12 protein-coding genes and 3 pseudogenes are annotated in these 13281 nt (G+C 62.5%); 12 read left to right on the forward strand and 3 right to left on the reverse strand.

The genetic code is table 11. The features are described from left to right. Nucleotides 1–8 precede the first annotated feature (8 nt). Together der and moeB are read left to right on the forward strand one after the other, a co-directional pair. Nucleotides 9–1406 (forward strand): ribosome biogenesis GTPase Der, encoded by a 1398-nt coding sequence (der, locus tag VGM71_RS16430; protein WP_331547140.1) that lies wholly within the window; start codon nucleotides 9–11, stop codon nucleotides 1404–1406. Nucleotides 1407–1431: 25 nt separating this feature from the next. Continuing rightward, entirely contained in the window at nucleotides 1432–2601 is a 1170-nt protein-coding gene (moeB, locus tag VGM71_RS16435) for a molybdopterin-synthase adenylyltransferase MoeB (RefSeq protein ID WP_331547142.1), read from the forward strand. 110 nt (nucleotides 2602–2711) lie between these two features. Here the strand turns inward: moeB and VGM71_RS16440 are convergent, their stop codons facing one another. Then, the gene (locus VGM71_RS16440) at nucleotides 2712–3311 is read right to left on the reverse strand and encodes a GNAT family protein (RefSeq protein WP_331547144.1); all 600 of its coding nucleotides are present in this window, start codon (nucleotides 3309–3311) and stop codon (nucleotides 2712–2714) included. Nucleotides 3312–3365: 54 nt separating this feature from the next. On the opposite strand from VGM71_RS16440, the gene folD reads away from it, so the two are divergent. The 4 genes and pseudogenes from folD (at nucleotide 3366) to VGM71_RS16460 (ending at nucleotide 8561) form a co-directional block, all read left to right on the forward strand. Next, complete coding sequence (gene folD / locus VGM71_RS16445) at nucleotides 3366–4220, forward strand: bifunctional methylenetetrahydrofolate dehydrogenase/methenyltetrahydrofolate cyclohydrolase FolD (RefSeq protein WP_331547146.1); 855 nt, start codon at nucleotides 3366–3368, stop codon at nucleotides 4218–4220. 46 nt (nucleotides 4221–4266) lie between these two features. Then, the gene (gene guaB / locus VGM71_RS16450) at nucleotides 4267–5721 is read left to right on the forward strand and encodes an IMP dehydrogenase (protein WP_331547148.1); all 1455 of its coding nucleotides are present in this window, start codon (nucleotides 4267–4269) and stop codon (nucleotides 5719–5721) included. Nucleotides 5722–5809: 88 nt separating this feature from the next. Further along, complete coding sequence (gene guaA / locus VGM71_RS16455; protein WP_331547150.1) at nucleotides 5810–7366, forward strand: glutamine-hydrolyzing GMP synthase; 1557 nt, start codon at nucleotides 5810–5812, stop codon at nucleotides 7364–7366. Between the two features lie 292 nt (nucleotides 7367–7658). Then, nucleotides 7659–8561 (forward strand): annotated as a pseudogene (locus VGM71_RS16460) (site-specific integrase). Here the strand turns inward: VGM71_RS16460 and VGM71_RS16465 are convergent. Beyond that, nucleotides 8515–8811 (reverse strand): helix-turn-helix transcriptional regulator, encoded by a 297-nt coding sequence (locus VGM71_RS16465; RefSeq protein ID WP_331547152.1) that lies wholly within the window; start codon nucleotides 8809–8811, stop codon nucleotides 8515–8517. The pseudogene VGM71_RS16460 and the gene VGM71_RS16465 overlap by 47 nt on opposite strands. A gap of 625 nt (nucleotides 8812–9436) precedes the next feature. Between VGM71_RS16465 and VGM71_RS16470 the strand changes: the two genes are divergently transcribed. From VGM71_RS16470 to VGM71_RS16480, 4 genes and pseudogenes are all read left to right on the forward strand, one after another. After that, nucleotides 9437–9778 (forward strand): hypothetical protein, encoded by a 342-nt coding sequence (locus tag VGM71_RS16470; protein WP_331547154.1) that lies wholly within the window; start codon nucleotides 9437–9439, stop codon nucleotides 9776–9778. A gap of 278 nt (nucleotides 9779–10056) precedes the next feature. Beyond that, nucleotides 10057–10242, forward strand: coding sequence for a hypothetical protein (locus VGM71_RS16475; protein WP_331547156.1), 186 nt, complete (start codon nucleotides 10057–10059; stop codon nucleotides 10240–10242). Next, nucleotides 10176–10331: pseudogene (locus tag VGM71_RS17720) on the forward strand (thiamine pyrophosphate-binding protein); the annotation flags it as partial. The gene VGM71_RS16475 and the pseudogene VGM71_RS17720, both read left to right, overlap by 67 nt. Nucleotides 10332–10355: 24 nt before the next feature. Further along, nucleotides 10356–11147, forward strand: a complete 792-nt coding sequence (locus VGM71_RS16480; protein WP_331547158.1) for a thiamine pyrophosphate-dependent enzyme — start codon at nucleotides 10356–10358, stop codon at nucleotides 11145–11147. Nucleotides 11148–11325: 178 nt separating this feature from the next. On the opposite strand, the gene VGM71_RS16485 is transcribed toward VGM71_RS16480, so the two are convergent. Continuing rightward, entirely contained in the window at nucleotides 11326–11577 is a 252-nt protein-coding gene (locus tag VGM71_RS16485; RefSeq protein ID WP_331547162.1) for a glutathione binding-like protein, read from the reverse strand. A 643-nt stretch (nucleotides 11578–12220) separates the two neighbouring features. Here VGM71_RS16485 and VGM71_RS16490 point away from each other — a divergent pair. Continuing rightward, entirely contained in the window at nucleotides 12221–12793 is a 573-nt protein-coding gene (locus VGM71_RS16490) for a hypothetical protein (protein WP_331547160.1), read from the forward strand. A 92-nt stretch (nucleotides 12794–12885) separates the two neighbouring features. Continuing rightward, nucleotides 12886–13281 (forward strand): annotated as a pseudogene (locus tag VGM71_RS16495) (IS30 family transposase); the annotation flags it as partial.

Here is a 13281-nt window from a genome sequence, read left to right on the forward strand (position 1 = left end):
GTACCCCCATGTTGCCCGTCGTCGCCCTGGTCGGCCGCCCCAACGTCGGTAAGTCGACCCTCTTCAACGCGTTGACGCGCAGCAGGGACGCCCTCGTCGCCGATATGCCCGGCGTCACCCGCGACAGGCACTACGGTGTCTGTCGCCTCGGTCCCCGGCCCTTCGTGGTCGTGGACACGGGTGGCCTGTCAGGCAGCGATGAAGGTATGGAAGGACTTACCGCCCTGCAGGTTCGCGCGGCGATCGCCGAAGCCAACCTGCTCGTATTCGTCGTCGATGCGCGCGAGGGCGTCCTGCCGCTCGATGCCTCGATCCTCACGGAACTCCGCCGCAGCGGCAAGCCCATCCTCGTCGTGGTCAACAAGACCGACGGCGTGGACGAAGCCGTCGCGCTGGGTGAATTCGCCTCGTTCGGCATCGCCGAAACCTTGCCAGCGTCGGCTGCGCACAGCCGCGGCGTCGACACCTTGGTGGCGAAGGCGCTGCCGTACCTTCCCGACGATCGCGACGACGATCCCGCCCTCGAAGACCAGGGCATCCGCGTGGCCATCGTCGGCCGGCCGAATGCGGGCAAGTCCACGCTCATCAATCGCCTGCTAGGCGAAGACCGCCTCATCGTGTCGGACGTGGCGGGAACCACCCGCGATCCGATCCGGGTCTCGCTCGAGCGCGACGGCCGCCGTTACACGCTTGTGGATACCGCCGGTGTACGGCGCCGCTCACGCGTGGAGGAGGCGGTAGAGAAGTTCAGCGTTATCAAAACGTTGCAGTCCATTGCTGCCTCCCAGGTCACCGTCGTGATGATCGATGCGCGGGAAAACCTGGCCGACCAGGACCTCACGCTTATCGGCCATGCCATCGAGGAAGGCCGTGCGCTGGTCATCGCCGTCAACAAGTGGGACGGCATGGACAGCTACCAGCGCGAGCAGACGCAGAAGGCGCTCGAGCGCCGCCTGCAGTTCGCCGAGTGGGCGAAGACGGTGTTCATCTCCGCATTGCACGGGTCGGGTCTGCGCGAGCTCATGAAGGCCGTGATCCGCGCCCATACCGCAGCGACGAAAGAGCTTTCCTCCAGCGAACTCACGCGTACGCTGGAGAAGGCCTACGAGGCCTACCAGCCGCCCTTGGTCCGCGGTCATGCGCCGAAGCTGCGCTATGCGCATCCGGGCGGCTCGAACCCGCCCACCATCGTGATCCACGGTAGCCGCACCAAGCACATCGCGCCGGCGTATCGTCGCTACCTGGAAGGTTTCTTCCGGAAGCGCTTCCGCCTGGAGGGCACGCCGGTCCGCATCGATTTCCGCGACGGCGAGAATCCCTTCGCCGGGCGCAAGAACGTCCTGACGGAAGGGCAGCAGCGTCGCCGCCAGCGCATGATCCGTAACGCGAAGCGCCGCGAGAAATAAAGGTCGCTTCGTCGAGGAGCCGGGCATGACCGAGAACCTCAACCACGATCGCTGGCTTGCCGACATTCGCTCGAGGGTGGGCGAGGTGGCGGCTAGCGAGGCATCGACCCGGCAACGGGGTGGCGCCTTGCTGATCGATGTCCGCGAGGACAGCGAGCGCGCCACCGGTACGCCGGACGGGGCGTTGGGACTTTCCCGCGGCTTCCTCGAACTTCGCATCGAACAGGCCGAGCCAGACCGGCAGCGCGAGATCCTGGTGCTGTGCGGTAGCGGGCAGCGCTCGCTACTCGCCGCCGAGGCATTGCAGCGGATGGGCTATCGACGGGTGTCGTCCGTCGCCGGGGGCATGGGCGCCTGGAAGGCTGCCGGATTGCCGGTGACCGCAGGTGTACTCGACTCGGATGCGGCAGAGCGATACGCACGGCAGGTCTTACTGCCGCAGGTCGGCGAAGCGGGGCAGGCGAAGCTTGGTGCCGCGCGGGTGGTCGTTATCGGCGCCGGTGGTCTGGGCGCGCCGGTGCTGCTTTATCTTGCCGCCGCGGGCCTGGGGCACATCACCCTGATAGACGACGATCGCGTCGAGCGGTCCAACCTGCACCGGCAGGTGATCCATGCCGATTCGCGCGTCGGGCTTGGCAAGGCGGAATCGAGCCGCATGACACTGGCCGCCTTGAATCCGCGCGTTCGGGTCGAGGTGGTCACCGATCGCCTGCGGGCCGGGAACGTCGAGACGCTGATTCGCGACCACGATGTCGTGATCGACGGCGCGGACAACTTCGCCACGCGTTACCTGCTGGCCGCGGCGACGCGCCGGATTGGCATTCCGATGGTTTACGCGGCCATCGAACGGTTCACTGGCCAGGCGAGCGTATTCGATCCGCGTCGCGAGGATTCGCCGTGCTATCGCTGTCTGTTCCCGGAGCCGCCTTCGGCGGCCGATGCGCCCAATTGCAGCGAGGCAGGTGTGCTCGGCGTGCTGCCGGGACTGGTCGGTATGGTGCAGGCGACCGAAGCACTGAAGCTGCTGCTCGGCATCGGCCAGCCGCTGGTAGGGCGCCTGCTGACTTATGACGCCCTGGCAATGCGCTTCCGCGAATTCACGCTTCACCGCGACCCGCACTGCCCGGGCTGCGGCGCCGAGGCGCGGTTCGATGGTTATGCGGACCTCGAGCGCCTGTGCGCCGCGACAGGCTAAGCCGTTTGTAGGAGCGCGCCCTGCGCGCGACAGATTTTCGCCCCAGTCCGCAAGCCTGCGCGCCAGCTCCGAGGTATAGCCTCAAAATCTGTCGCGCGCAGTGCGCGCTCCTACGAAGCGCTCACCCCTGGGTCGCCCCGAACCACCGAATACATCGCTGCATCCAGCGATTCATCTTTAACAACCAAGCGCTTACGAAGCATTCCTTCAAAAGAGGCTCCAAGCCGTTCAGCTGTCCGCCGACTCGGCAGGTTGTGCTCCGCGACCACGATTTCCAGCCGGGCGACCTTCACCGCCGCGAACGCAAAGCCGATCGCCAGGCGCCCGGCCCGGGTCGCCACGCCACGGCCCTGTTTCGACTGCCTCACCCAATACCCGAGGTTGGCAAACCGTTGTTCGAGGTTGGCAAACCGTTGTTCTTTGTTTCGCTGGTTGACACCCATGCCGCCAAGGACCCTGTCGCTTGCGGCATCCACGATCAGCATTTCGAACCCATCGGCCAGTAGCCAGGACTTCCGGGCGGACTCCATCCAGGTTTCGGCATCGGCGATGGCGTAACCGGCATGGCACCAGTCCTGCCACCGGCCCACGGTATCGACGGATTCCCGTACGGCCTCGGCCAGTGCTTCGGCATCCCCGCGGCGATGCGCGCGCAACGAAACCACGCCGTCGGTCAGGTCGGCCGGATAGGGAAGGGTATCGATGGTCATGCAGGCATTCTACCGATCAGCGATAATGCGCTGCTTTCCGCACGGCGATATTCCATGACCGCACGCATTCTCGACGGCAAGCGCATCGCCAATGAACTCCTGGAGCACATCGCCCGTCGCGTAAAGAAGCGCGTGGCAGAAGGCAGGCGTGCGCCAGGACTGGCCGTGGTCCTCGTGGGTGACGACCCCGCGTCGGCGGTCTATGTCAAGAACAAGCGCCGCGCGTGCCAGCAGGTGGCCTTCGAATCCTTCGGATATGACCTGCCTGCGTCGACCTCGCAGGAGGAGCTTTTCGCCCTCATCGACAAGCTCAACGCGGATCCCGCCGTGCACGGCATCCTGGTGCAGTCGCCACTGCCTCGGCACATCGACGAGGACTCGCTCGTCGATCGCATCGATCCCGGCAAGGACGTGGACGGCTTCCAGGCGGTGAACGTTGGCCGCCTCGCGCTGCGCCGCTTCGGTCTGCGGCCGTGCACGCCCAAGGGTGTGATGACGTTGCTGGGCCATACCGATCGACCGGTGCGTGGTCGTCACGCGGTGATCGTGGGCGTGTCCAACCATGTCGGCCGCCCGCTGATTCTCGAGCTCCTGATCGCAGGCAGTACAGTAACTTGCTGCCATAAGTTCACGCAGGATCTCGCAGGCTTCGTGAGGCAGGCAGACATCCTCGTCGTGGCAGCCGGCAAGCCGGGACTCGTGAAAGGCGAATGGATCAAGCCGGGCGCCGTGGTCGTGGACGTCGGTATCAACCGGCTCGAGGACGGCCGCCTCGTGGGCGACGTGGAGTTCGCACCGGCCGCGGAACGCGCCTCGTGGATCACGCCCGTGCCGGGCGGCGTCGGGCCGATGACCGTCGCGACGCTGATGGAAAACACCTTCGAAGCCGCCGAAGCCATCGACGGGTAACGACACGCAAGCTATAATGTCGCGATTTACTCGCGGGACTAATGCTATGCGCATCCTTGCCGAGGCACTCACTTACGACGACGTGTTTCTGGTTCCCGGTCACTCCACGGTCATGCCGCGCGATGTGGACACCTCGACGCGCTTCACGCGCGGTCTCCGCCTGAACATCCCCATCGTGTCCGCCGCCATGGACACCGTCACCGAGGCCCGTCTCGCCATCACGATGGCGCAGAACGGCGGCATCGGCATCATCCACAAGAACATGTCGTTCGAGCAGCAGGCCGCCGAAGTGCGCCTTGTGAAGAAGTTCGAAGCCGGCGTCATCCGCAACCCCATCACCGTGCGCCCCGATACTTCCATCGGCGAAGTGCTCCAGCTCACCCGCGCGCACAACATCTCCGGCGTGCCGGTGGTCGACGGCGAGAAGCTCGTCGGCATCGTCACCAGCCGCGACCTGCGTTTCGAGCGCAAGCATGACGATCCCGTCCGCAACATCATGACCCGCGAAGACCGCCTGGTCACCGTGGGAGAGGGTGCGACGCACGACGAAGTGCTGCAGCTCCTGCACAAGAACCGCATCGAGAAAGTCCTGGTCGTCAACGACGGCTTCCAGCTCCGTGGCCTCATCACGGTGAAGGACATCCAGAAGGCCCGCGACAATCCGAACGCCGCCAAGGACTCGCACGAGCGCCTCGTGGTCGGCGCCGCGGTCGGCGTGTCCGGCGACACCGAGCAGCGCATCGAAGCACTCGTCGAAGCCGGCGTGGACGTCATCGTGGTCGACACGGCCCATGGCCATTCGCAGTCCGTGATCGACCGTGCGGGCTGGGTGAAGAAGCGCTTTCCGCAGGTGCAGGTCATCGCCGGCAACATCGTCACGGGAGAGGCGGCGCGTGCGCTGCTCGACGCCGGTGTCGATGCGGTGAAGGTCGGCGTCGGTCCGGGCTCCATCTGCACCACGCGTATCGTCACCGGTATCGGCGTGCCGCAGATCACCTCGATCGACCTGGTGGCCACCGCGTTGAAGGGCGAAATTCCGCTCATCGCCGATGGCGGCATCCGTTACTCGGGTGACATCCCCAAGGCGCTCGCCGCCGGTGCGTCCTCGGTGATGCTCGGCTCCATGTTCGCCGGTACCGAAGAGGCGCCGGGCGAGGTCGAGCTGTTCCAGGGTCGTTCGTACAAGAGCTACCGCGGCATGGGTTCCATCGGTGCCATGCAGCTGGGCTCGAAGGATCGCTACTTCCAGGACGAGGCGGACGCCGACAAGCTCGTGCCGGAAGGCATCGAGGGACGTGTGCCGTACCGCGGCCCGATGCGTAACATCATCCACCAGCTGATCGGAGGCCTGCGTGCCTCGATGGGCTATATGGGCGCCGCCACGATTGAAGAGATCCACGCCAAGGCCCAGTTCGTGAAGGTGACCGGTGCCGGTGTGCGCGAGGCGCACCCGCACGATATCCAGATCACGAAGGAAGCACCGAACTACCGCCTGGACTGATGCCTCCGGGCACGCGTTCCAGGTGACCAGGACGCCCGCCGCAAGTGGGCGTTCTGCTTTTTCAGCTACACAACCGCAGGCCGCCACGATGACAGACATCCATAGCGACAAGATCCTCATCCTCGACTTCGGTTCGCAGTACACGCAGCTGATCGCCCGCCGCATTCGCGAGATCGGCGTCTATTGCGAAGTATGGGCGTGGGATCATGCGCCGGAAGACATCCGCGGCTTCGCGCCGCGCGGCGTCATCCTCTCGGGTGGCCCCGAATCGGTCACCGAGGACGAATCCCCCCGCGCGCCGCAGGTGGTGTTCGAACTGGGCGTGCCCGTGCTGGGCATCTGCTACGGCATGCAGACCATGGCCGAGCAGCTCGGCGGCAAGGTCGAAGCGGGACACCATCGCGAGTTCGGCCCGGCGACGATCACCTTCGGCAGCTGCTCCCTGTTCGAAACCGTGGTGCAGGACGGCGATTCGCTCGGCGTGTGGATGTCGCATGGCGACCGCGTAACCGCGATTCCCGAGGGCTTTACCGTGACGGCTTCCACGTCGAGCTTGCCGCTGGCCGGCATGGCCGACGAGAACCGCCGCTTCTACGGCCTGCAGTTCCATCCGGAAGTGACCCATACCAAGCGCGGCATGGAACTGCTGCGTCGCTTCGCCGTGGACATCTGTGGCTCGGCCACGTTGTGGGATGCCGCGCACATCATCGGCGATGCCGTGGAGCGCGTGCGCGCCCAGGTCGGCAACGATCGCGTGCTGCTGGGACTCAGCGGTGGCGTCGATTCGTCGGTGGTGGCGGCGCTGCTCGAGAAGGCCATCGGTGACCAGCTCACCTGCGTCTTCGTCGACACGGGTCTGCTGCGCTACCAGGAAGGCGACCAGGTCATGGCGACCATGGCCGAGCACATGGGTGTGCACGTCATTCGCGTGGATGCGAGGCAGCGGTTCTTCGATGCGCTGGCCGAGGTGGAAGATCCGGAGGCCAAGCGGAAGGTGATCGGCCGGCTGTTCGTCGAGGTGTTCGACGAGGAGTCGACGAAACTGGAGGGCGTGAAGTGGCTGGCCCAGGGCACCATTTATCCGGACGTCATCGAGTCGGCCGGCAGCAAGACGGGCAAGGCGCACGTTATCAAGAGCCACCACAACGTGGGCGGCCTGCCGGAGCATATGAAGCTCAAGCTGGTCGAACCGCTGCGCGAACTGTTCAAGGACGAAGTGCGGCGTATCGGCGTCGAACTGGGCCTGCCGCGCGAGATGGTGTACCGCCATCCGTTCCCGGGCCCGGGCCTGGGCGTGCGCGTGCTTGGCGAGGTAAAGCCGGAGTACGTCGATCTGCTCCAGCGTGCCGATGCGATCTTCATCGAGGAACTTCGTGCCCACGGTCTCTACGACCGGGTGAGCCAGGCGTTTGCTGTGTTCCTGCCGGTGCGGTCGGTGGGCGTCGTTGGCGACGGCCGTGCCTATGAGTGGGTGATTGCGCTGCGTGCCGTGGAGACGATCGACTTCATGACGGCGCACTGGGCGCATTTGCCGTATGATTTCCTTGATAAGTGTTCTACTCGTATTATCAATGAGTTACGTGGTATTTCTCGTGTTGTTTATGATATTTCGGGGAAGCCGCCGGCTACGATTGAGTGGGAGTGATTCAGGCCCATCCAAACCTCGCCGAATTTACGCCATGGTAAGACGTAAGCCACTGAAAATAAAAAATAATTTCTGCCGATAACGATCGGCAGCTATCGGTGGGTAAAGTTTGGCGCTGGCGGTTCGCCTGACGGACCTCGGGCATATTGCTTAGCCGCATTTTTGAAAGTACCGTCAGGGGCAATGAGGCTCGTGACGGTACTTTTTCGTATTAAACCATTGAATTAAATGGTAAATATCCGTCACTGAGCCTCGAATTTGTACTGACGGTACTTTTCAGGAGGCAGTAGTGATGCTGACGGACGCCACCCTCAAGGCATTGAAACCAAAAGAGAAGATTTACAAAGTCGCCGACCGGGACGGCATGTATGTGCGCGTCATGCCCAGTGGCGCGATCTCATTTCGCTTGGACTACAGGCTCAACGGCCGCCGGGAGACCGTCTATCTGGGCAGGTACGGACGAGACGGCATCTCGCTTGCCCGAGCGCGCGAGAAGTGCATCGACGCTAGGCGCTGTTGGCGAAGGGCGATCGCCGGCGATAGAGGAGCAGCGCGATAAGCGCCGCTGGAAAGAGGCCAAGAGTTTCGGAGAGTTCGGGGAGAAGTGGCTCACCACCGCGCCGATGGCAGACAGCACGCGTGCCATGCGGCGTTCCATTTTCGAGAGAGAGCTTCTGCCCGTCTGCGAAATCGTCTCCTGACTGAGATCACGCCAGACGATCTAAGAGCCCATTGCGGCGGTATCGTTGAACGTGGTGCCCCGGCGACGGCTATCCATGTGCGAGACATCCTGAAGCAGATCTACGGCTTCGCCATCCTGCATGGTGAGAAGGTCGCCAACCCAGCCGACGAAGTGGGGCCGGCGTCAATCGCCACTTTTGTGCCGAAGGACCGCTCGCTTTGGCCCTCTGAAATTCGGGTGATGCTGAAGCAGCTCGAGCACGTCGCCACGCTTCCCACGATCCGTCTGGGAATGCGGCTCTATCTCCTCATGATGGTGCGGAAGAGCGAACTGCAGGATGCAGTTTGGGACGAAGGGACGGGCGCTCGTCGCGCGGCGTCTACAACAAAGCCGAGTATGAGGTACAGCGAAGGCACATGATGCAAGAGTGGTCGGACATTTTGGACGCCTGGGTCGATGGCAACGCTCATCCCGCCGTCGATGCCGATCCTGGCGCCCGATCCTGCTCTTTGACCGGGCGGGCTCGACGTTGTTTCACGTCGGGGCCGGGCGCACGGAGAATTGGTTTTGAGCGACGGGCCGCAAGCCACGCCTGAACCTCGCCCAGATCCCAAACCACGCATCGTGGGGTCAAAGCGAAGCGTCGCGGAAATTCCCCCCGCTGTTCCATTTCGTAGATCGTGCTGTCAGCTAACGGCACTATCTCACGCAACTGCTGTCGTCTGATCGTTTTTCCGATGTGTGGGTTGGCCGTCGCGTTCATGTTGCAACTCCTCTTGACGTGCGGGTGAGGAGATAGAAAGCAATAGGTCGCGAACGGTGGAAGCCCTCACGACAATCAATCGGGAAATAGCGGGCTATGGCGTACACATAGGACGGTGACGTCGTCGTTGTACTAGGTGCCGCACAGGTGCGTGGATCACGGAAATCAGGATCTGATGAAGCACCGACTACGGCAACGGCAACGCTTCTTATAAACACGACTCCCTTCAAAATCCACCATCTTCACGGATATGTCGGTTCGAGTCCGACCGCCCGCACCATCTCAAACCTTCACGCGTTGAGCGTGGCCGTCCCAAACGACCAGACGATTGTTCGTCTCAGGTCTTTGCCAAAAATTTGAAGTGGCGGATAACGTCGAAGGTTCCGGTAGCGATCGCGTCAGCAACGGCGGCAGCAGGCTCGCGCGAGAAGCCAAGATCGGGCGCGGCACGGTTCGACTTCCAATTACCTGTCGCTATTAAAACGATGCCCGCCGTTAGATGGACGACGGCAATCCATTCTGCTAACGTCGAACATCTTTCCTGGCCAATCCTGCGAGCCACTTGTGCTTTGGCGTCCTGAGGTTGGCGGGCGAGTGCCCGACTAATTTCAAGGAGGTGAAGGACATGTCCACCAAAGAAAGACCATCCATCACGGACGGCGACCGTATCAACCCGGCCGACATCCCCGCCGCACTGACGCGAGCACCGTTCACCTACGACGACGGCGCGACGCAGGTGTTCACTCCCGATGGGCGCACCGTCTACACGGAGAACGGGACACCGACGCCTGGAGAATGGAAAGTGGACGATAACGGGCGGTTCCAGTCGTTCTGGCCGCCGTCGTACTACGCCACCTACGATGTTTCATGGATCCGCGGTCCTGACGGCGATGCCACCGGGATCAGGTTCGCGGACGCAAACCAAGGAACAACATTCGATGGTCGATACACACTGGGACCGGCGTGAGCTGGCATTTCGCGTCAGCTGCTCATTAGGCGAAGAGCGCCTGGAACGCGTGGGCGAGCCCATCGGCCGCGACCAGGAAGCCACGACGCGGCCATCGGGGGCGATCACGACGAACCAGGGTGTTCCGCCGGAGCGGTAGGCCCCCATGATCGCAGGCACAGCGCCGATCGTCCCCGAGTCGGCGACGGCGTGGCCAAATGGAATGTGCAGTGACGCCGTGGCAATCGCCCGTACCCGGCGGTCAGTTCGAGGAGGCGGGCCAAACGAGGAGGCGGCACATGTCGCGTACCGTCGCGGAGGCACTCGTCAATGTGCTCGAGGAAATCGGCGTCAAGCAGATCTTTGGCCTGATAGGCGACTCGCTGAACCCATTGGGGATGCCGTCCGGCAGAGCAAGCTGGAGTGGGTCGGTGTCCGGCACGAGGAAGGCGCCGCGCTGGCTGCGGCGGGCCAGGCGAAGCTGACCGGCCGTCTCGCGGTATGCGCAGGGACGACCGGACCCGGCAGCACCCACCTCGTCGCAGGTCTCTACGAGGCCGCACGCGACCACGCTCCTGTCCTGGCATTGTCGGGTGAGATGCCGCGACGCCTGAAAGGCATCGACTACCACCAATCGACAGAGCCTGATCTGCTTTTCCGGGACGTATCGCTCAACACACAGACGATCACCGCGCCGGCGCAGGCGCCTGGCGTGATTCACCAAACGATTGCGTCTGCGTACGCGGGTCCCAGGGTTGCACATCTGACCCTTCCCCAGGATGTGCTGTCCAGCAAGGTCGAGCATGCCGTGCCGAGCGTGGCGACGCTGCATCCGCGGGCCGAGATCGCTCCGGACGATCACGAGATCGATGCGGTTATGCGCCGAATAGACGCGGCGGAATCGGTCGTCATTCGAATTTCTTGCCGGCGCACGGGAACGTCATTCAGAATCCAGGCGCTAGACCGGTCGCGACAAGTCATTGCCCTTATCGGCGATGGCGGTTTCAACATGCTGACGGGCGAATTCCTTACGGCCGTTCACCACCATCTGCCAGTGAAAATCGTGATCTTCGATAACGCGGCGTTCGGGCTTATCACGCTCGAGGCGGAAAGCGTAGGAATTCTCCCGTTTCGCGAAGCAATCGAGTTCTCGAATCCGGATTACGCAGCGCTGGCGCGCGCCTGCGGCGCGCAGGGTTTCACAGTGAGCGATCCAGCGTTGCTCGAGGCGATTTTGATTGAGGCGTTCGCCTGCCCGGGTCCGGCGATCGTTGCCTGCAGCGTTGCACCTGACGAGATGCCAAACTTGCCACATGTCGAGCTCGAGCAGGTTGGGAGTTACGCAATTGCCAAAATCAAGGAAGCGATCGCCGCGGTATCGGGCGGTTAGGGCGCGCGCGACCGGCCGCTTCATTTGCGGACAAGCTCGCTGGCACATGAAATGAGCAGGGTGGTGGATGGACAGCACTGAGTTCGGAGCCGCCCCTCGGCTTGTTCCAGGTCTATAATCGCGGGGGCGTATATTCAGCGGGAGTTGTCATGGCGATCTCCGAAGACGTTCGGTCCGCTCACGCCGCAGGTGGATAGTTTGAGGGGAAGAGCGCGCGCTTGGTTTCCTCATCGTTGATCTTCTTGAACTCGTGACCTGTCCCGACCGCCCTAGCGCGAGCGACGGCCGGACGGGCGTCGACGGTTTCGAAGAGGCGCTTCAGGTTGGGAAACGGGGCCAAGGGGTCGTCCGCGTCTTTCCGCACGCGCGAGGCGCGATCGAGCCATCCCCACGCCGACATGTCAGCGATGGTATAGCTATCTCCGACGATCTAGGTTCGGCCCTCCAAGTGATCGTTCAGGACCTGATAGTGACGCTCCGCCTCCCGCCTGTAACGATTGACGGCATAATCGAGCCCCGCTGGAGCCGCGTATTGCCACGGGGTTGCCCGCACCAAGATTCAGCACGAACGGCGCAATGATCAAAAGAAGCGCGGTCGGGTAGTCTATCAGGTAGGCGTGTATCGTCCTGGTAATAACGCGGAACGGCATGCCACAGCTCCTATGTGCTTGTTACAATGTGAGACGCGTCGATCATGCGGGGAGCCGAACTCACCGTGTGGGGCACTCAGACGGCCAGGCCATGCACTCATCTTTGCTTTGTTTTGCGACGGCCTGACGCGTCTGGTGGGGGCCTGGGAGAGGTTATTCTCGACCGCCACGTTTTAGAAATGTCAGGTTGTTATCGTTTCCATTCCTTGGCTCCGCGCCGAAGACTTCGGCGATCGGTCCGCTCGGATTTCATCTTGAGCCGCGAAGCACCTGCGCAGCATGTGGATGGATGGGATGGGAGCGGCAGCCGTCGCCGCCGCGGCCCAAGTCAACGTACGGGAATGGAATCCATAACGGCGGGATATTTCCACGGAGAAAGTCGAAGACCTACCCGCCCCCCCAAAACGAGCCGAGGAATCGCAGATGAGTTTAGAAGTAGTGGACGTCGTGGAAGCGGTCTCAGATTTCGTCAAGAAAGGCTACGACCGCGAATACCGCATCAAGGACGGTCATCTCGTCGATCTGGCGCTGAATTCGACGATGAACCCCAGCGATATCGAGGTTGACGCGGCTCTGCGCCTTGAAAGCGGACCCGATGCGGGCGACGCCTCCAACATTTATGCAATTTCGGATCGAAAAACTCGCCACAAAGGTCTGTTGATCGACGCCTTCGACATTTTCGATGAGATCTGCAATCGTGATCTGTCCGAGCAGCTCTCGAAAAACCGGCTGACAACCCCCGTCGACGACAGCGATGTCCCGAGCCGCTACGGGCTCCGCAAGGTCTACAAGGGGGAGTTCGATGAAGATCCCGAACGCTATGTCCTGCGTATCGGATTTCCCGACTTTCCCGAATGCCCATTCGGGCAGTCTTTTTCGATCCTCGGTTTCGATACCGCCGAGCAGAGCTACGTATGGCTCGTTACCAGCATTCTGAGGGATTCGAGATTGAACCGGATCCCCTATCAGGACGCAGAAGTCCCCGACAACGAATGAAGCGACAGATTCCCGCGCGATAGCTAGACCGGGCCAAAGGGCCTGCCGCTCGAATTGCAACGAGAGGGATGAGCTCCCTCAATGAGGTAACGATGGACAAGAACATCATCAAAGAAACCATGCTCTCTCTCGAGGCAGACGCATTGCAAAGCGCTCGGGAGAAATATTTCGAGTACGTCGCCGGTGCGAAGCTGGATAGAAGTGAGCCGATCGAAAACGACGAGCACGCTCAGGCTGCGCACCGCCACACAAAGACCTGCCGGCGCAAACCCCGCGTCGTTCGTAAACTGGATGATCCCGCGTTGTGGAACGTTGTACAGGACCTGTTGCGCGCCTGCTGGTCGCCTCAGCAGATCGCCGCGATACTGTCGTTTGCCTTTCCCGATGACCAGGCGTTGCGTGTGTCTCACGAAACCATCTACAACGCGATCTATCTGATTCCACGTGGTGAACTGCGCAAGGAGCTGGTCGCCTCGCTGCGGCAGGGC

Source organism: Luteibacter sp., assembly GCF_036499525.1.
Classification (GTDB): Bacteria; Pseudomonadota; Gammaproteobacteria; order Xanthomonadales; family Rhodanobacteraceae; genus Luteibacter.

Bases quoted from the DNA above. Each gene is read 5' to 3' on its own strand.
- der (WP_331547140.1), top strand. From the start codon at position 9: ATGTTGCCCGTCGTCGCCCTGGTCGGCCGCCCCAACGTCGGTAAGTCG.
- moeB (WP_331547142.1), top strand. From the start codon at position 1,432: ATGACCGAGAACCTCAACCACGATCGCTGGCTTGCCGACATTCGCTCG.
- VGM71_RS16440 (WP_331547144.1), bottom strand. From the start codon at position 3,311: ATGACCATCGATACCCTTCCCTATCCGGCCGACCTGACCGACGGCGTG.
- folD (WP_331547146.1), top strand. From the start codon at position 3,366: ATGACCGCACGCATTCTCGACGGCAAGCGCATCGCCAATGAACTCCTG.
- guaB (WP_331547148.1), top strand. From the start codon at position 4,267: ATGCGCATCCTTGCCGAGGCACTCACTTACGACGACGTGTTTCTGGTT.
- guaA (WP_331547150.1), top strand. From the start codon at position 5,810: ATGACAGACATCCATAGCGACAAGATCCTCATCCTCGACTTCGGTTCG.
- VGM71_RS16465 (WP_331547152.1), bottom strand. From the start codon at position 8,811: ATGAACGCGACGGCCAACCCACACATCGGAAAAACGATCAGACGACAG.
- VGM71_RS16470 (WP_331547154.1), top strand. From the start codon at position 9,437: ATGTCCACCAAAGAAAGACCATCCATCACGGACGGCGACCGTATCAAC.
- VGM71_RS16475 (WP_331547156.1), top strand. From the start codon at position 10,057: ATGTCGCGTACCGTCGCGGAGGCACTCGTCAATGTGCTCGAGGAAATC.
- VGM71_RS16480 (WP_331547158.1), top strand. From the start codon at position 10,356: ATGCCGCGACGCCTGAAAGGCATCGACTACCACCAATCGACAGAGCCT.
- VGM71_RS16490 (WP_331547160.1), top strand. From the start codon at position 12,221: ATGAGTTTAGAAGTAGTGGACGTCGTGGAAGCGGTCTCAGATTTCGTC.